Source organism: Streptomyces sp. NBC_00390 (genome assembly GCF_036057275.1).
Classification (GTDB): Bacteria; Actinomycetota; Actinomycetes; order Streptomycetales; family Streptomycetaceae; genus Streptomyces.
Genome location: NZ_CP107945.1, coordinates 35,606 through 54,499 on the forward strand (window position 1 = coordinate 35,606; position 18,894 = coordinate 54,499).

Sequence of the window (18,894 nt, forward strand, 5' to 3'; positions counted from 1 at the left end):
CGAACTCGGGCTCGGGAGTGTGCTGCGCTGGCACATCACTTCCCGCAGCAACCTCGCCGATGCGCTCTACCGCTACGACGCCCTGGGCCGCATCCACGCCTACAACCTCCGCGCCATCGACCGCCCCGCTGCCACAAGGAAGGGCCGGGCCGCACGCCGTGCCCGGGCGGCAGGTGACGACATCGGGGAGTTCGTCCAACTCGGTCCGCTCGGTACTGCCTTGGTGCCCGGCCGTCTTCCCCGCGCCCTGCTGATCGACGAGATCGACAAGAGCGATCTTGACCTGCCGAGCGACCTCCTCGACGTCCTGGAACGCGGCCGTTTCGAGATTCCCGAACTTGCCAGGCACTCAAGGAGGCACGTCACCGTCCGCACCGTCGATCCTGGCGTCCGGCATGAAGTCAAAGAGGGCCTGGTGGTGTGTGAGGAGTTTCCGGTCATCGTGCTCACCAGCAACGGTGAACGCGACTTCCCCGCCCCGTTTCTGCGGCGTTGTGTGCGGTTCGACATGCCCGCCCTCACTGTCCCGACCCTCACCAGCATCGTCGAGGCCCACCTGGAGAAGGTCGAGGAGGACACCACCCATACCCTGGTGAGCGCTTTCGTGGACCGGCTGAACCGCGGCGAGAACCTCGCCGTCGACCAGTTGCTGAGCGCCGTCCATCTCCTGCGCGGCAACCGCGTGCAGGACGAGGAGCAGCGGACGCGGCTGCAGGAGTTGCTGCTCCAAGGGCTCGGGCGTGGCTGAGAACCGGGCCGCACGGCTGCTGGCGGCCCTGGCCCATGCCGGCCTGGGCGACCTCAGCGGCAGCGCAGAAAGCGACATCCAGGAAGCCCTCGATGCTTTTCTTCTCGCTGCCGCCAGATCCGGCGTCGGCCGGACCGGTGACCTGCCCACCGATCCGCCCCAGGCCGACGAGGCGCTCGCCGAGGCGTCCCTTGAGCCCGAACCGGCAGCAGACGACTCCTGCGACGATCCGTCGGTCCCTGAACCCGGTCCGCAGGCAAGCGCTCCCGGGACCGCCTCGGTCTGGCTGAAGGACGACAGCAGCAGCCATTCGATCCCCGGCCGCCCCCTGAGCTTCGGCCGAGTCCCTGCCCTCCCGAATGCTCTCGACATCGCCCGCGCTCTGCGCCCCCTGCGCCGTTTTCGGCCGTCGCGGGTTCACCGCCGTCTCGACCTGGGCGCCACCGTCGATCACTACACGCGCACCGGTGTGCTCGTCCCCCAGCTCGCGCCTGCCGCAGAGCCCTGGCTGGAGGCCGTCGTGGTCGTGGACCGCGGCACCTCCATGGCGGTCTGGGACGAGACCTCACGCGCACTCACCAAGGTGTTACGCACCCTGTCCGCCTTCCGCAGCGTCCACGTATGGCACCTCGAGCATCCGCCGGAGGCCGCACCCGTACTCCGCAACCATCACGGCCGGCCCCTCCCCATAGACCCGTCCGACCCCCGACATATCCAGCCGGCCCACCGGCTCCTGCTCGTCGTTTCCGACTGCGCCGCTCCCGCCTGGCGCCAGAACGACCTGTGGCAGACGCTCCACACGTGGGGCCTGACGGCCCCCGTGGCCTTGATCAACCCGCTTCCCAAACGCCTCTGGCAACGCTCCGGCCTCGACCTGCCCCGGACCACCGCAACCGCCTCCGTCCCGGCATCCCCCGGACGGCTCCTCGCCTACCGCCGTCCCCGCCTCTTCCGCGACGACGCCCCAGGGACGCAGCCCTGGCAGGCATTGCCCGTGCTGCAGATGGATGCCCACCAAATCCTCGCCTGGGCACGCGCCATGATGCGTACCGACCCGAGCGGATGCGAGGCCGTCCTCGTCCCGGCTTCAGGGCGCGTGCCCTCAAGGAGCCGCAGTCCGCGATCGAGTGCCGCCTCGCCCGGTGCGCCGGCGACCGACACACAAGTCACAGCCGCGGCAGAGGCCTTCACGGACAACCTGCGCTCGCCCGCCGTCCGACTGGCGATCGCCGCCTCGTCACTCGACATGTTCACCCTCCCCGTTCTCGACGTGATCCGTGAGCGCATCGTCCCCGAAGCTGCCCTGGCCGACACCGCGGAGTTCCTCACCGCTGGACTGCTCACGGCTGCACGGCACGAGGACACGGACATCGTGTACCGCTTCCACCCGGCAGCGGCGAACCATCTGCGCGGACTGCTCAGTCGCGATCAGGCGTGGGACGCCCACTTCGCCCTCACCGACCATCTCGCAGCCCACCCTCAAGCCCCGCATGGAATCGTCGCCGCACTGCACTCCCCCACCAGCCAGGAAAGGCTGCCCACGGGGCTGCGGCCCGTCGCGCAAGCGGCTGCGGCAACGGCACGTCTCCTCGGGATCGAGACGACCGGCCCTCGCTCCGGCGTCGACGAACAGGTCGGCCCTGCTCCAGAGTCCTCCCATGAGGAGAAAGGCGAGGTCCAGCAGATTCCTGCCCCAGCTGTCCCAGACGATCTCCAAGAGTCGGAACCGGTTGTGGCAGTCGCCCCGGACGGCCCTCAGATCGACGCGGAAGTCATTCTGCATGTCCACCAGCGCGACATGCTTGATCGTCTGAAAGCCGAGCGTGAGATCCACGGCCGACACCGCAACCTCCTCGTGGCTCCCCCCGGCACCGGCAAAACCGTCATGGCCGCCTTCGACTACAAGCGCCTGTGCGAGCAGCATCATCGGGACCTGTGCCTTCTCTTCATCGGGGACAGCGTGGCAGCAGTTCAAGGGGCGCACCGGATCTACCGAGACGCTCTCATGACCCCAACGTTCGGAGAGCCTCTGTACGGCGGAGAGTTCCCCGAGGGCTGGAATCATGTGTTCGCCACAGTGCAGTCCCTCGGGCGAATCGAGGATGAGCTGCCACCCCATCACTTCGATGTCATTGTCATCGACGAGTTCCACGGGGTCGGATTGTCGGCTTGCGCCAACGTCCTGGAGCGCTTCGCGCCGATGGAGTTGCTCGGCCTCTCTTCGGACCCCGGGCGGACGGACGGCCCGAGCATCCACGATGCGTTCTTCGACGGTCGTATCGCTGCAGAGATGCGTCTTCAGGAAGCGCTGGTCAGTGGCCTCCTGACTCCCCTCCACTACGTCGGCATTGCAGACGGCACCGACCTTCAAACACTGGGCTGGAAGCGGGGATGGTACGACCGGGCTTCGCTGAACAACCTGCTGACTGCTGACGACGCGCGGGCGCGACTGGTCATCCGCGCTGTCGGGGACACGGTTCCCGAGGTGAGGGCTATGCGGGCCGTGGGCTTTTGTGAGTCCGTGGCACACGCCGAATTCATGACTCGGTGCTTCCGTGACGCCGGCTTCCATGCCGCCACTCTCACGGCGAGGGATCGCCCGCAAACGCGCCAGGAGACGCTTTCCTCTCTCAGAAGCGGCGACTTGCAGGCCATCTTCTGTGTCGACACACTCAGCGAAAGCGTCCACATTCCCGAGGTGGACACACTGCTCCTGCTGCGGCCGCCGTCCAGCACCCTTCGGTTCCTGCGGCAACTGGGTGTCGGCCTTCCACGCTTCCCGGGCAAGCCCGTACTCACCGTGCTCGACTTCATCGGGCGCCACCGTAAGGAAGTCCGCCTCGACTACCAGTTCCGGGCCATGACGAATCTGACGGGCAGGCAACTGCTCGACCATCTTGAGCACGGGGCCCCGCGGCTCGACGACGGTTGCATGATCACCCTTGACGAGACGGCCAAGATTCTCGTCACCGCCAGCCTCAGGGAGCAGATGCTGGGCAGCGTCACCGACGCTGCAGACGGCAGCCGCCGGGTGGGTGAGGGCCAACAGCCTTTCGCGGAGCGACCGGCGGAGCCGGTTGCGGATCCGCCGACGGACACCGAGCCGGCATCCGGCCCCCCAGCAACGGACCGATTGCGGGCTTTCGATCAGTCCCCGCGTGTCGTCATGGTGAGAGGGGCTCACGGCACGGACACAAGCACCGAAGCCGGCATCACGCTGACCCCTCGTCTCGTGCTGACTTGCGCCCACATGTCGGATGAAGCGCGACTGCGGATCGTACGCACGGACGGCACGGAGATCGCTTGCCGAACCGTGTGGAAGAGGCCGGGGGCCCTGGACGCCGCCCTGGTGCTCACGGACGAGAACATCCTCGACAGCGAGGATTGGGAGCGGCTCCTGCCGTCCCGGCTGAATTGGGGGCGCATGCCTGAAGGGCTCACGTCACCCGTGCGCGTCACCGGCATCGGGCGGTCGGGCAAACGGACTGAGCTGCGTGGGCAGGCACGGCCTACCGACGTGAGACTCACCATCGAAGGCACAGAGCCCTTCACAGCAGGCGTGTTGACGGGGTCGTCGGGTGCACTGGTGTCCTACGACGGCTTCTTCGTGGGAATGGTCACCCGGCGGCACCTACAGCTTCCCCAGCTCATGGCGGTGCCCGCTGCGTTCCTCCTCCAGGACCCGGGCTTCCGCCGGACACTGGCGACACACATGACGACGCCGTATGAGCTGGAGGACATAGGAAGCGAGCCGCCCGCCGATTCCTGGAAGGGGCCATCTGCCGTATGCATTGCCGTCGAAGCGCACATTGTCAGCGGCCGGAGGGGCACAGGCACACCCCACCTGGAACTGGAGTTGGCGCACGACATCCGGGATTCCCTGACCGCGATCATGCGCCGCGCAAGCATCGACGGTGTAGTCGCCGAGGAAGCGGTAGCTGATGCGAGAGCAGATCTGCTGGTGATACTGGACGGCCCGACGGCCGTGCAGGACATGGGCCGAGTGCTGGTCGAACTGCAGACCGCTGTCGCCGCGCACCATGATGTGACGCTCGGGGTCGGGGCCTCCATTGGTGAGGTGACGGACACCCATCTGGGTCTTGTCGGTGGAGCCGTGTCGCAAGCCGTCCGGCTTGCGAGCAACACGTACTTCAGGGAGCAGTTGCACCAGGCGGCGCGCTTCGCCGACCCGCGCGTGTGCTTCGCCGTGTCCAACACCCTGCGCGCCCTGACGGCAGGAAAGCTGGACCCGGGCTTGCAGGACCGGTTTGTGCCACTCGAACCCAGTACCCAACCTGATCCCGAAGCCGGTTGGCTGTACGAGGGATCCACCGAGGAACTGGGAAGGGCGCTCGCGGCCGGTTCTGGCAAGAGCACCCTCCCAACGGCCAGCTCAGACCGGAATCGACTGGACACGAAGCGCCGGGCCCTCGCCGACGCGGAAAAGAAGGTCAGCGAATTCCGAACAAAGGTAGCCGACCGGCGAGCAAAAGCCACAAGAGAGCGGTCGGCCGCGGCCAGGACGACCAGTGCCAGCATCCAGTCGGCCAGACTACGCAGCGCGCAGCGGCACGATGCCGAAGCGAACAGAGCCGCCCACGAGGCAAGTATCTGGAGTGCGAAGGCTGCCAAGTACGGCAGGGAGGCGGCGGACCTGACCACAAAGCTCGCCGAGGCGGAGCAAGCCGAGCGTCGCGCTACTGCCGGTCAGGCCAGGACAGAGAGCCGTCTGTCGACAACCGAGGCAGCCGTGGAGCCGGAGCCACTCACGCTGCAGTTGAACGATCCCGAGGGCTGGGTGCCGATCCTTAACCCGTATGCCGCATCCATGCCAGTGGACGACGAGAACATGTTTATCGGCCGGGATGTGCTGATCCGGCAGCTGACGGGCTCGCTCCAGCGCGGCGAGCACGTAGTACTCCACGGCCAAAGACGGGCCGGTAAGTCGTCCGTCCTGCACCAGTTGCAGCGCAGGCTTCCACCCGGTCTGCTCGCCGCGAAGTTCAGCCTGCTCGAGCTCGCTCCCGACCTGACTCATGCCGGACTGCTGTACAAGATCGCCGTCGCGTTCTTCAACCGCCTGGAGGATCTGGAGGATGAGGGCTTGCCGGGCCTGGGCATCCCTCGGCCAGTATTCGCCGATTACCGCGACAGCAATTCACCGCAGGCCCGCTTCGAGAGCTACATGCGCGGGATCCTCCGGCGCATGAGAGCGGACGAGGTATACCGGAACCTCCGGTTGGCGCTGCTACTGGACGAGTTCACCATGTTGTACGCGGCCATCGAACATGGTCCTCTGCCCGGGGACTTTATGGACTCCTGGCGCGCGATGATGGAAGGCGGGTTGTTCGGGAGCGTGGTAGTGGGGGACGAGAGGATGACGCGTTTCCTCAAGGCGTTCCCCGACGCGTTCCGCTCGGCGCGCCAGCAACGTCTCTCATACTTGGACGAAAGATCCGCCGAAAAACTGATCACCGAGCCCATCGCGTTTGGCGACGGAGCGAGCCGCTACCGGGGGGATGCCGTAGCGCGGATCCTCCATCTGACGGGGGGCAGCCCGTACTACATCCAGATGCTCTGCCGTGTTCTCGTCGATCGCGTGAACGCCCGGCGACAGCCGCTGATCGGCCCAGCAGACGTCGATGAGGTCGCGGCGCTGCTCATCGAGGGCCACAAGTCTCTTGGCCCGGAACACTTCGACAACCTTCTCCATGCGGGTGACGCCGCCGTCGGTGGTCTGCCAGCCGTGGTCGTCCAGCAGGTACTGACCGCCGGGCTGGCCGGAGGCCCTGGGAACCTGCACCTGGACGGCTACATGGCACGCCAATTGCCGATGGGCAGCCGCGTCATCGACGCCCTGCTGCACCAAGAGGTCATCGTCCGTACGGCCGGGGATCATTACCAGGTCATAGTGGGGCTGTTCGCCGAATGGCTGTGGCGGCACCGGTGACTGACCTTGTTTTCGGCACTGCCGTCAAGGCAATGCCGGAGTGGGAAACCGGAAGGCAGCGACGGGCTGTGAAGAGGTGCCGCGAGAAGGAAGCCCTTGGAGCGGTGGGATGAGCAGGAGTGGCCGGCCTGCGTGGGCATACGCCTCTGCGGCATTGTCCGCATGCTGGACCGAGCAGCGACACCGCGTGCAGCCAGCGTTGTTCACGGCCCACCAGCAGATCTTCCGGACGACGTGCAGCTGGGTGACCCTGCTCATCTCTGCGGTTACCAGCTGGGACTTCTCCTCCGGGAGACGGTGGAGCAGGTCGGTCCAAGTGAGCTTCTGTACACACCAGGTTCATGTCCTTGCGCCTTCTTGGTCTGGCCCTCGAAGTGGTTGCCGACGTGTCGCCCTTGGTGTCGCCGACCTTCTCGACCGACAGGTCTCCGCTCTCGCATGAAGACCCGCGCCTTGTTCGAGAAGGAGAGCTCGTCGACCTTCCTGATGTACTTGCCGAACTTGACCATCTCGACAAGGACCTCGGGAGGAGGCAACGACTCCCTGTCCTACAGACCGATGCCGTCGGTGGCGGCGTCCTCCCACTTCTCGCCGTCACGGACGTACTTCCAGAGGACGGGGCTGTTCTCGGCGTGGCCGGACTGGGCGGGGAGCTTCTCGACGCGCTTGCCCTTCTTGCGGCCGGTGGTGATGAGGCCGGCCCGGTAGGAGTGGCCGGTGATCCGGGAGGGGAGCCCGGCGCGTTCGGCGGCGCGGGTCTGGGCCTGGCGGCAGCCGTCGGGGCTGAGCCGCCTGTCGGAGAGGTTGCCCCACTGGTCGACGGGGCGGAATGCGGGGCCGCCGTCGAGGCTGGCGGCTTCTTTCCAGGCGAGCCAGCAGCGGACCGGGCAGGTTTCGGGGTGTTCGCCGTACGCCACCATCTCGTCGCGGGCAGGGCGGCCCCTGACCGAGGGGACGTGGACTTCGAGGCCTTCGGCGACCAGCCCAATGCCGGTGACGTCCAGGGCGGCGGCACGGCGACCCCACCGGTCAGAAGGGCGTCGGCAATCGCACGCCCAGCGGATCCTGATGATGACCCGCACAGCCTGACCCCGCTTTCGGCTGCTCACCAGATTGACGTCGCGTCAGGCAAACGCGGGCACGGCGTTCTCGTCGGTCCAGTCGCCGTCGAAGAGGGCTGCCACCAGGCTTGCATGCTCGGTGCTGAGCCGGCCGGCGCGGTGTTTGGTACGGGTCTTGGCGAACCAGGGGCCGATCTTGACCGTTTCGCCGTCGACGGCGATCGTCTCGCGGGCGGCGGGGGCGCGGCGTTCGCGGTGGAGGAAGAGCTCGAGGAGCTGGACGGTCTGTTCGAAGGTGCGGCGGGCGGGTGTGAGGGGGTTGGTGCCGAGGATGAGGCCGATGGCTGCGAGGAGTTGTTGCCGACCGGGGTGGAGGTCGGTCCAGCGGGTGAGCTGCCGGTTCAGCCAGCTGCCGATCTTGACGGTGCCGAGGTGGGTGTCGGGGCGGAGGTCGGTGGGGTCGTTGCCGGCGGTGAGGTGGGGCTTCGGCGGTGTCCCGCCTGGTCGGTTGGTGGGGAGCCATGCTGGGCAGTTCTGTGCCGGGACACCGCGACGGAGGGGGTTGGCTGTGGCGCGTAAGAAGTCACTCGCCGCACAGCTGGTGCAGGCGTACCGCGATGCTCAGAAAGCCAAGGCAGCTGAAGCCCGCCGCCAGGAGCGAGAGCAGGCCCAGGCGGAGCGGGCGGCCGCTCAGAAGCGGCAGCAGCGTGAGCGGCAGGCCGCGCAGCAGGAGCGTGAACGCCAGCGTGAGCAGGCGAGGGATTGGGAACGGGCGCAGAAGGAGGCGGAGCGGCAGCGGGCTGAGCAGGCGCGCAAGGCCGAGCAGGTGGTGCGGGAGTTGGAGAAGCGTGAGGCTGCGCGGGCGCGGGAGGCCGAGCAGAAGAAGAAGGCGGCGGCTCGCCAGAGTGTTGAGGCTGCCCGTCTGGTCAAGCAGCAGGCGAGCGAGGAATTACGCCAGGAAGCGAGCCGGCGCACTGCCGAGGTGGAGGAGCAGGTACTGCGGCTCCAGTCGGTCCTAGCATCTCGCACCACCGCCCTGCAGTCTCGTCGGCCCGGGGTCGAGAAGGCCGTGCTCAACAGGGGATCGGACGGTCTGACCGCGGCGGTCGATGCTGCCTTGGCCGCTGTCCCCTACCCGGACGGCTTGGGCGGCGTCCGGCGTTCGGCGTACGCGCCGGAGACCCGTGAGTTGCTGCTGGAGGTCGACCTGCCGGGTCAATCGGTGGTGCCCACTGCCGTGGCGTACCGGTACAAGGCGTCACCGCCGACGGTGGTGCCGCAGCCGCGAAAGGAAGCCGAAGTGAAGCAGATGTACCGCACGCTCGTGGCGCGTCTGGCGCTGCGCGCGATCGACGAGGCGCTGGCGGTCACTCCCCCGGCCCTGGTTGATGTCGTGGCGTTCAACGGCCATGTCAACGCCAAGGACCGGGCCACCGGCAAGTCGATCAGGCCCTGCTTGGTGAGTGTCCGCGCGAGCCGGGAAGCTATCGAGGAGCTCGTCCTCGACGAGCCGGAGCTCGACCCGGTCGAATGCCTGCGGCGCCTGAACGCGGTCGTCTCCCAGCACCCCTACGATCTCGAACCGGTCCGCCCCGTGGTCACGTTCGACCTGAGCAAGTACAAATGGGCACCTGACGAACTCGATGTCGTGGCCGGCCTGGACCACCGGCCCGATCTGGTGGCACTCGACCCGATCGAGTTCGAGCACCTCATCCGGCGCCTGTTCGAGGCGATCGGTCTCAAAGCCTGGGTGACCCAGGCGTCCCGGGACGACGGCGTCGACGCGGTTGCCGTCAACGAGGACCCGATCGTCGGCGGACTGTGCATCATCCAGGCCAAACGCACCAAGAACACCGTTCCAGCGGACTCCGTACGCGCGCTGGCCGGCGTCATGCACGACAAAGCAGCAGCCAAAGGAATCGTCGTCACCACCGCCTGGTTCGGCAAAGCCAGCCACGACTTCGCCCAGCGCACCGGCCGCATGGAACTCATCGACGGACGCGGCCTCAAAGCCCTCCTCCTCGAACACCTCGGCATCGACGCACTGATCGGCCTGCCGAAACTCCCACCCGGCTGGCAAACCCAAGACCTCCGCTGAACCACCGAGCCCTTTCCAACCTGGCTGTGGCATCGGGGTGTTGGTGGGCATGGGTTGTACGGAACGACGAAGCTCCTGGTAGACGGGTTCTCGACCAAGATCACCCGTGTCCGCCAGGAGCTTCGCGTGCTTGTCTACCCGTCGTCGATCGATCTGTCCAGCCGCACGCTGCGGCACCTGACGAGGCAACTGGCCGCTCACCGGCGGGAGATCGGCACGCGATGGCGGCGTCTGCCCGTCGGCCGTCAGGCCCTGCTCGCCCTGGCCCACCTGCGATGCGGCGACACGTACGCCCAACTCGCCGCAGGGTTCGAGATCGGCATCGCGACCGTCTACCGCTACATACGAGAGGCCGTCGAAGTGCTGGCCGCCCAGGCGCAGACCCTGGCCGAGGCAATGACGAGCGTCCGGACGAAGGCGTACGTGATCCTGGACGGCACCCTCCTGCCCATCGACCGGATCGCCGCCGACACCCCGTACTACTCCGGAAAACACAAGCGCCACGGCATGAACGTCCAGGTCATAACGGATCCGTTCGGCCGACTGCTGTGGGCTTCCGCGGCCCTGCCCGGCTCCACCCACGACCTGACCGCCGCGCGCGAACACGGCATCATCGACGCGCTCGCAACGGCAGGGCTGAAGTGCTGGGCGGACAAGGCGTACCAAGGGGCCGGCCGCCATGTCCGCGTACCTTTCCGGGGGCCGCCGGCTCAAGCGCTGGAAGCGACGGCACAACAGCACCCACGCCAAAATCCGGTGCCTCGGCGAGCAGGCCATGGCTGTCCTGAAGGGCTGGCGCCTGCTACGCAAGCTCCGCTGCAGCACCAACCGGATCACCGACATCGTGAAGGCCGTCGTCGTCCTTCACCACGCCTCAACCTGAGGTTGGAAAGGGCTCACTGATGACGACGAACCGTCCTGCCCTTCGTTGCTGCGCGCAGTGCGCGAAGGATTTCCCGCGTCCGAGCCAGTTCGGGCGCCCGCCCACTTACTGTTCTCCTGCCTGCCGTGCCGCGTCGTACCGAGCGCGCACCAGCCGCCCCCGGGGGGCGCCCCGCGAGCATGACGAGGACGTCACGCGTGTCGGCAAGTCGCTGCTCTCGAAAGCGCAGTCGGCTGGCCACCTCAGCAGTCACCCCCTGCCGGCCAAGCCTCTGGACTTGATCAAGCAGTGCCTGAGCCTGCAATGGGATCTCAACGACCTGCTTGCCGTCGCCGTGCGTCAGGCTCACGAGTACGGTGCAAGCTGGGACGAGATCGGAGATGCTCTGGGCACAGTGGCGCCCAACGCCCGTAGCCGGTACTCCAAGGACAAAGTCGCCGCCGTGCTGAGGAATCGCGCACTGCGCGGATCCGGCCGCCCCACCAGCCCCGCGGCGCCTGAGCCGCGCACGCCAGGCCCGGCATCAACAACGGTGGGGCCTGCGACGGACAAGGGCAGCGACGCGTCCCTCCCGGGCCATCCCGGCTACCAATTGACCCGTGCGCTGTCCCATCTCCAGCGCACCTCTGAACGTTCCGTGCGCTCCCTCGCCCGCGACATCGGGATATCCCCTTCCCTCCTGTCGCGGATCCTGCTCGGCAAACGCCACCCGAAATGGACGACCGTCGAGCGCCTCGCCACCCTGTGTGGCGCCGATCCCGCTGATCTCCTCCCGTTGTGGGACAAGGCCCGCGGCGTCCGTCCAGCCCCTCCCTCCAGCCCCGCGGCATATCCCGAAGCAGCACATGCCCTCAAAGCCACACTGCGCGGCATGTGGCTGGCCGCCGCCAAGCCTGACGTTCCTACCCTCTGTGCCGGCGCCCGAGTGCTCACCCCCCGTGGCGTCGAAGCCCTCCTGGATGACAAGACCACGCTCCAAGCCGTGGACTGGCCCGTCATCGCGAGCCTCACCACCATCCTGCGCGGCAGCCCGGACGACGTCCGCCCCTTGTGGGAACAGATCAAAGCCACGCACGTCAGCTCCGAGAACCGCACTCCCCCGACCACCAGCTTCCTGCCGGCAGCGAGCTTCGGCTGACTTCGACGGCCGACCACCGCTGAGGAAGGCCCCCGAACCACCGGGGGAACAGAAGCGGGGCGGCCTCGGCCAGCCACGCGATCGGCATGGCAACGGGCATGGGAGGGATCGGTAGCATGCATCGTCATCCGGCCGGTACCTGCCGCTGATCACATTAGAGGAGCCATTGTGTCCAGCCCTGTCCAGCCGGTGCAGACTGGTGATCCACGCCGAATAGGCCCCTACCGTGTCGCCGGCCGGCTCGGCACGGGTGGCATGGGCACCGTATATGCCGCGCTGGATGGCGCCGGACAGCACATGGCGGTCAAGGTTGTACATCCTGCGCAAGCCGCGGACGAGGAGTTCCGTGCCCGTTTCCGTCGGGAGGTACAGCTCTCCAGACGTGTGACGGGACCCTGCCTGGTTCCGGTGCTCGAGGCCGACACCGACGGCCCCGCCCCGTGGCTCGCCACACCTTTCGTACCCGGGCCCACCCTCGACCGGTACCTGGCCACGAGCGGCGCTCTGCAGGGGGCCCGCCTGTACGCGCTGGCAGCTGGAACCGCGGCTGCGCTCGCCGCCGTACACGAGGCAGGCGTCGTCCACCGGGATGTCAAGCCGCAGAACGTCATCCTCGCCCCGTCCGGCCCGCAGGTGCTGGACTTCGGTATCGCTCACGCTCTGGACGGCACCTCGGTGACACGCACGGGGGTAATGACCGGCACGCCCGGCTGGATCAGTCCCGAGCACTACCGAACAGGTGAAGTCGGCCCGGAAGGAGACGTGTTCGCCTGGGGCGCACTCATCTCGTATGCCGCGACCGGGCGCCTCCCCTTCGGGACCGGCGCCCCCGACGCTGTGGCCTTCCGCATCATGTCCGCCGAGCCCGATCTCAACGGTGTGCCGAAGGACCTCCTGCCTCTGGTCGAGCAGGCTCTGTCCAAGGAGCCGGGCGACCGGCCGACCGCCGCCGAGCTCGGCCGCACCACCACCACGCTGCTCGCCGCACAAAGCACAGCCGTCATCTCTCCTGATGGGGAGCAGCCGACCCTGGTTTCCGACCTGGTGAGCATCCACTGGGACGTGACGCATGAAGACGCCCCTGTCTGGCCCACTCCGCGCCGGAGCCGTCTCAGGCTGTACGCGGCAGTTGCCGCGGCAGCTCTTGTCGTGGGCGGCGTCGGCGGAGCCATCGCCGCAGCAGGGACCTCCGGGTCTGAGCAGGAACGAGTAGCCGCCGCGCCAACCAACCAGCCGAAGACCACCCCGGGCGGAACCGCGACCGTGGCAGAACCGACCCGCAGCCGACACCACAGCAGCGCATCGCCGGTCCCCTCAACCGGGACATCTCAGGTCGAGAATGCGCGCCAGACCGCTCCGTCGCCGGCCTACACACGCACCGACAACGCTCAGCCCAGCATCGACGAATGGGCCGACGCACGCGTCCCGGCGACACCGGCGGAAAAGGCCGCAGCAGAGCGCCTGCGCAGCGAAGCGACTCAAGTCCTTCAAGGAAAGGAGTACATGGGCGACAACGTGGTCGTCACCTTCCATCCGCAGGCGCAGACCATGTTCGTCACCTTCGGGCCCGGTATCTTCCCCGAAGGCCAGGACTACCACGACGACCTGGACTGGACCGACAACGTGCGCTCGCTGATGTTCGGCAGCTGCGCCGAGGCACAGCAGAACTTCCACGACGACATCACCTGGCCCTACGGCCGCGCCGCCGTCGTCTACCGCGAGTCCATGGCCAGCCCCATCATCGCCGACTTCCGCGAAGTCACCCACCCCGACAGCTGCCGCGTATGACCATGTCGTGCGGGGAGTGGGGCCTCACTTCACCGCTTCGCGGGCGAACCATCACGTGCCGCTGCTGGATCAGGGCCTGAGCCTGCAGCCCGTCTGACAGCCTCGCGGTACCCGATCCCCGCAAGAAAAACGGCCGACAAGGCCGACACAGGCAAACGGCACGGCCGAAGAAGACCGCCACCGAGCCCCACCGCGCCACAGCCGCAAAACCGGCCGCCAAGAAGCTCGCGGGCAGGGCCGCAGCGGCAAAGACGGCACAGCTGACACTGGTCGGCCTCGTCCGCCGCCACCTCTCCGAGCAGAGCGAACCGCACTCGGCGGCGGAGATCGCCACAGCCCTCGGCCAGACCCACCCCGAACGCAACGTCAAGACGACCGTCGTGCGCACCACACTCGAAGGGCTGGCAGCCCGGAACCAGGCCCAGCGCACCAAGCAAGGCTCATCCGTCTTCTATACCGCACGGCCAGGAGCCTGGACGGGATCGGCCGGTCGCAGTCCGAAAGGACCGCCTGCCGTCGTACTGGACCGTCTAACCTGCCGAGCATGATTCGTGCGGTGGTATTCGACGTGGGCGAGTGCCTTGTCGACGAAACCCGGGAGTACGGGACGTGGGCTGACTGGCTGGGAGTGTCACGGCACACCTTCGCGGCCATGTTCGGAGCGGTCATCGCGCAAGGCCGCGACTACCGGGAGACGTTCCAGGAGTTCCGGCCCGGGTTCGACCTGACCGAGGAGCGGGAGAAACGCGCGGCTGCCGGACAGCCGGAGTGGTTCGGCGAGGGCGACCTGTACCCGGACGTCCGGCCCACCCTGACTGCCCTGCGTGAGGCGGGGCTGTGGGTTGGCATCGCCGGAAACCAGACCGTGCGAGCCGGCGGTCTGCTGCGGGGGCTGGACCTTCCAACCGACATGATCGCCACCAGTGACGACTGGGGAGCGTCGAAGCCGGACGTGAAGTTCTTCGAGCATGTCATCGAGGCGACGCCTGCCGAGCCGGGCGAGATTCTGTACGTCGGGGACCGGCTCGACAACGACATCCGCCCGGCCGTGCAGGCAGGGCTGTTGACGGCCCTGATCCGACGTGGACCGTGGGGCACGATCCAGCAGCGCGACCCGGACGCGGACGCGATCACGACGATGCGTATCAACTCGCTGGCGGAGCTGCCGGAGAAGATCGCCAAGTTCAACGCTGAAGGGCGCTGACCGTCGTGCCCCAGTCGTAGAGACGATCATCGAGGTCCCGGACGGATCCATTCATCCCGCACAGCTTGCCGGCCCTGTCCTGGGAGCCTTTCAGGCTGATGGCCGGGGCAATGGCAGGGCGGGCATCAGCGGGTGCGTCAGGTGCTGCCCGTTGTCATAGACGTGCAGCTTGAAGGCCTCCGGCCCCGGTCTGCCGGCTGCGTCGTAGGCGTCCAGGAGGCGCTCGATCCGCTCCCACAGCGGCACCGGGCCGCCCTCGCGCACCTCCCAGGTGCCGGTGTTGGGGGTGAGGGCGGCAGCGGAGCCGGTGACCACGTCGACCAGGTGCACGATGTTGCCGACCATCGTCAGTTGCGCGTGCGGTACGGCGCTCTGGGCGAGGAAGCGCAGGTGGAATGCCTCATCCGTGGCAGCGTTGATCCGGTCGGGGCTGTGTCGAGCGATCCGGGACTTGTCCGGCAGGCCTGCGGCCCAGTGGGCGGGGTTGCCGAGTGCTGGCGCCGCGTGTGTCCGCGCGGACATGAAGGAGATGGTGCCGGGCAGCAGCGGGCCCTCTGCGGTGCCGTTCTCGGCCACGGTGAGCAACACACGGGCGTATCCGTAAAGCCAGCCCGACAGGGTGAGCAGGATTTTCCCGCCCGGCCGCGCCTGAGCCAGCAGCGCGGGTGGGACGGCGCGGAAGGAGCAGGCGGCCACGATCCGGTCGTACCGGGCCTGGGGCCAGTAGCCGTACAGCCCGTCCGCGACTGCCAGGGTCGGGGTGTAGCCGCAGCCGTACAGCGCGCTCGCCGCGGTCTCCAGCCGGTGCGGGTCCACCTCGATCGAGGTGATGTCGGTGGAGCCGAGCCGTTGGCACGCGAGCGCGGTCGAGTAGCCCGTCCCTGTGCCGATCTCCAGCACTGTGTGTCCTTCGTGGAGGTCGGCGTCGGCCCACATCTGCAGCACGAGCGACGGGAGCGTGGACGACGAGGTGGGGACCCCGCCGTGTCGTGCGGCGGGCTGCTTCCAGTCGGGTTCGTCACTGTCGAACTGCGTGATGAGCGTGATGTCGGAGTACGCGGCGGCGAGCCATCGGCCGTAGTCGAGTTCGGCGGTGACCGGCTCCCACACCGTCAGGCCCTGACCGTCGCGCTCGTCGGCGGGCAGGTAGAAGCCGGGCACGAACCGGTGCCGTGGCACCGCCTCCACCGCCGCCCGCCAGGCCGGATCGCCGAGGACGCCGTCCTCGGCGAGGGCCTTCGCCATCGTCTCGCGCAGCCGTGCGGCATCGGTGTCAGGGTCGGCGGGCATCGCCATGGCCTGACTCCTCCTTCCTGCTCAGGATGTCGGCGAACGCCGCGGTGATGGCCGGCGCGTCTGGCAGCCAGCCCCACTGTCCGTTCGGATTGCACTCGATCGCGGTCCAGTGCTCCGGCGTGTCCCCGCCACCGGTCAGGGCGAAGTCGAAGCAGCCGAAGACCAGGCCGAACGAGGCCAGGTAGCTGTGCAGCGCGGCCTCGATCGGGGCAGGCACGGTGATGGGGGCATGGATCAGGTCGTCCCAGTCGCCGCGGCGCCAGTCCAGCGCGCCATCCGGGGCGGCGATCTGCTGGGCGAACACGCGGCGGCCCACCACGGTCACCCGAACGTCGCCGGTCTTGGGGATCTCGGCCTGGAACAGATGCGCGGTCACCGCAAGGGAGTCGTCGAACGTGTCGGCGTTCACGCGCTGGGCCCAGATCGCCCGCGCGTATCCGTCCTCGCCCGTCGGCAGTCCGCGGAAGGGCTTGTAGATGACGTGCTCGTGCTCGGCGGCGAACCTCCGCGCCTGCTCGAGGTCGTTGGTGACCAGGGTCGGCGGGATCGTCAGGTCGAGCTCGGCGAAGCGTTGGAGCTGGGCGGGCTTGAAGTCGGCACGGGTCACGGCCGCGGGGTGGTTGACGTACGTCGCACCGTGCAGGGTGTTCAGTGTGCCGCCGAGTCCGTGTCTCGCCTCCGCGGCGGCGAACTGCCGTGTCTGCGGGGGCAGGTGCTTGTACCGGGCGGCGTAGGGGGTGGGGCGGCGGTAGTAGACCGCCGCCACCTCCCCCAGCTCCACCTCCCGGCTCGCCGTACGCAGCATCCCGCCCCAGGCCGGGTGGGCCGATCCGATACGGGCCGCGAAGGTGAGGTCGGGGCCGATGTCGGCGGGGTCGACGCGTACGACGGGCACTTCGCGCTCATTCAGCGCCGTGATGACCCAGTCCGCAGTGACGTCTTCCAGCGCGGTGACGACCAGGACGGTGGAGGCCATCAGTCAGTCCGACTCGTAGTCCGTGGTGTTGTCGTCCTGGGTCTGCGGCTGCGGGCTCTGCCCGTCTCCACCCCCGGACACGGACGCGGTGCCGGTCGTCCTGTTCGTGCCGTGGCTGCCCATGTCCACCACCTGGTCGGCGGCGTCGCAATAGCGGGCGGTCTGCGTGGCCTCATCGAGCGTCAGCCTCGCGTAGGACGGCGGGCCGACCGGCAGCCGGTCGGTGACCAGCTGCATCGCCCACGGAGCCTTGGGTGCGAGCGTCGTCATGCGTTGTCCCTTCCCGTGCAGTCAGGCGGTCTGCCCGGTCGGCTGCCGCCTGAGCGGAATCGGCGACCGACAACAGCTCTGCCCCGACCAGGACCGTAGTGGTCGCGCGCCGTGGCACATGACGCCACGCTCTGCGTGCTCGGCCATGACCGGGCTCCCGTGTCGCCGGTGGATACGGCGGTGGTGCTGCCTCCATGTCACCGCGATCGAAGATCTGTTCCTAGAGACGGAGTTGGGGACTTGCTGGGAGTGCACCTGGGAGGAAGTTGGAACGTCCTTGGGACGCGTCAGCCCGCTCGCAGGAGACGGAGGACGGCCCGCTGGTAGACGGAGTAGACCTTGGGCAGCTCGGCAAGGTGGGCGCGCTCGTCGATGCCGTGCAGCCCTTCGTAGGGCAGGCCGAAGCCGGCCGTGGCCGGAATACCTTCCGCAGCCAGCAGGTTGCCGATGTTCGAGGGCCCCGCCGTCTTCGCGCGCACCGCCAGTCCCGCCTCGGCGGCGGCGGTAAGGAGTGCGGCACCAGGCTGATCGTCGTCGGCCAGACGGAAAGGCGGCCAGCTGGCAACCGGGGTGATCTCGGTCGGCTTCGGGGCGGGGAGTTCCGCATCCAGCTCAGAGACGGCCTTGCGGATAAGGGTCTCGGCGTCATAGGCGTCGAAGGCTGGGGTGGTACGGACGTCGATGTTCAGGTCGCACCGGTCGGGGGTGGTCGAGAACCCTTGGCCTCCGTGGAGGGCGGTCACCGACAGCTTGGGCGGCAGCGGGAACCCTGAGGCCGCGTCGGCGCCGGGCAGTTCGGCCGCATCGAGGAGGCGTACAAGATGGGCGGCGCGGGAGATGGCGCCGACCACGGTTCGGCTCGCCCCGGAGTGTCCGGAGGGGGCGTGCACGGCGATGGTGGACCGCCACAGGCCCCGTCCGCCGACGACGACTTCGTCCAGTCCCGGGTATCCGATCATCACTCCGGTCGGGCGCGCCGCCTGCGGGTCGGCGAGGTAGGCGCGGGCGCCACCGAAGCCTCCCGTGTGCTCGTCGACGTCCAGCAGCACGGCGAGCCCGCCGTGCAGGGCCTCGGCCCGGGGCATCAGGTCGGCGGCGATGTGGCAGAACATCGCCGCGGCGAGCTTGGAGTCGGCCGCCCCGCGGCCCAGCAACCAGTTCCCGCGGATGTCGCCGGAGGTCGGGGAGAAGGACCAAGCGCTCTCGTCTCCATAGGGGGCGGTGTCCACGCAGGCATCCAGCGCCCACCATGTCCCCGGCCGGCCTCCGGGGATCTCCACCAGTAGGCCCACCAGCTCACCGGAGCTGCCGTGCAGACGCCTGTGGGGCAGGGAGCGGGCGGCAAGCCAGTCCTCCAGGACGCTAAGGACGGGCCTGTAGTCGTCGATCCCGGCCCGGCTCGGCCGACGGATCAACTCACTCGCGAGCTTCGCTACAGACGCCATACGGGCCTCGACGGCCAGGTGAAGGTTCTCGCTCACG

At 68.2% G+C, this 18,894-nt stretch carries 12 protein-coding genes and 1 pseudogene; 8 read left to right on the forward strand and 5 right to left on the reverse strand.

What is annotated here, in order from left to right; genetic code table 11:
• Positions 1-19 precede the first annotated feature (19 nt).
• The gene (locus OHS70_RS00155; protein ID WP_328392312.1) at positions 20-748 is read left to right on the forward strand and encodes an ATPase; all 729 of its coding nucleotides are present in this window, start codon (positions 20-22) and stop codon (positions 746-748) included.
• Complete coding sequence (locus OHS70_RS00160; protein WP_328392314.1) at positions 741-6,698, forward strand: SAV_2336 N-terminal domain-related protein; 5,958 nt, start codon at positions 741-743, stop codon at positions 6,696-6,698. Before OHS70_RS00155 ends, OHS70_RS00160 begins: the two co-directional genes overlap by 8 nt.
• Positions 6,699-7,246: 548 nt before the next feature.
• Here OHS70_RS00160 and OHS70_RS00165 read toward each other — a convergent pair.
• Positions 7,247-7,618, reverse strand: a complete 372-nt coding sequence (locus OHS70_RS00165) for a hypothetical protein (RefSeq protein WP_328392316.1) — start codon at positions 7,616-7,618, stop codon at positions 7,247-7,249.
• A gap of 36 nt (positions 7,619-7,654) precedes the next feature.
• On the opposite strand from OHS70_RS00165, the gene OHS70_RS00170 reads away from it, so the two are divergent.
• The 6 genes and pseudogenes from OHS70_RS00170 (at position 7,655) to OHS70_RS00195 (ending at position 14,870) form a co-directional block, all read left to right on the forward strand.
• A complete protein-coding gene (locus tag OHS70_RS00170) occupies positions 7,655-8,338 on the forward strand; it encodes a hypothetical protein (RefSeq protein ID WP_328392318.1) in 684 nt (227 codons plus the stop codon).
• Positions 8,328-9,857 carry a restriction endonuclease gene (locus OHS70_RS00175; protein WP_328392319.1) on the forward strand — a complete coding sequence of 510 codons (1,530 nt, stop codon included), beginning with the start codon at positions 8,328-8,330 and terminating at the stop codon, positions 9,855-9,857. Before OHS70_RS00170 ends, OHS70_RS00175 begins: the two co-directional genes overlap by 11 nt.
• Before the next feature lie 126 nt (positions 9,858-9,983).
• Positions 9,984-10,740: pseudogene (locus OHS70_RS00180) on the forward strand (transposase family protein).
• A 19-nt stretch (positions 10,741-10,759) separates the two neighbouring features.
• Positions 10,760-11,878, forward strand: a complete 1,119-nt coding sequence (locus OHS70_RS00185; protein WP_328392321.1) for a helix-turn-helix domain-containing protein — start codon at positions 10,760-10,762, stop codon at positions 11,876-11,878.
• 189 nt (positions 11,879-12,067) lie between these two features.
• A complete protein-coding gene (locus tag OHS70_RS00190) occupies positions 12,068-13,666 on the forward strand; it encodes a serine/threonine-protein kinase (RefSeq protein ID WP_328405331.1) in 1,599 nt (532 codons plus the stop codon).
• A 544-nt stretch (positions 13,667-14,210) separates the two neighbouring features.
• Entirely contained in the window at positions 14,211-14,870 is a 660-nt protein-coding gene (locus tag OHS70_RS00195; protein ID WP_328392323.1) for an HAD family hydrolase, read from the forward strand.
• A 90-nt stretch (positions 14,871-14,960) separates the two neighbouring features.
• Here OHS70_RS00195 and tgmC read toward each other — a convergent pair whose 3' ends face one another.
• The 4 genes from tgmC to OHS70_RS00215 all read right to left on the reverse strand — a co-directional run bounded on the left by tgmC (position 14,961) and on the right by OHS70_RS00215 (position 18,857).
• Positions 14,961-16,166 carry an ATP-grasp peptide maturase system methyltransferase gene (gene tgmC, locus OHS70_RS00200; RefSeq protein ID WP_328392325.1) on the reverse strand — a complete coding sequence of 402 codons (1,206 nt, stop codon included), beginning with the start codon at positions 16,164-16,166 and terminating at the stop codon, positions 14,961-14,963.
• Positions 16,144-17,142: an ATP-grasp ribosomal peptide maturase gene (tgmB, locus tag OHS70_RS00205; protein ID WP_328392327.1), complete on the reverse strand. Its 999-nt coding sequence runs from the start codon at positions 17,140-17,142 to the stop codon at positions 16,144-16,146. Before tgmB ends, tgmC begins: the two co-directional genes overlap by 23 nt.
• A gap of 3 nt (positions 17,143-17,145) precedes the next feature.
• A complete protein-coding gene (locus OHS70_RS00210) occupies positions 17,146-17,412 on the reverse strand; it encodes a putative ATP-grasp-modified RiPP (RefSeq protein WP_328392329.1) in 267 nt (88 codons plus the stop codon).
• A gap of 287 nt (positions 17,413-17,699) precedes the next feature.
• The gene (locus OHS70_RS00215; protein ID WP_443062716.1) at positions 17,700-18,857 is read right to left on the reverse strand and encodes a M20 family metallopeptidase; all 1,158 of its coding nucleotides are present in this window, start codon (positions 18,855-18,857) and stop codon (positions 17,700-17,702) included.
• Positions 18,858-18,894: the final 37 nt, after the last annotated feature.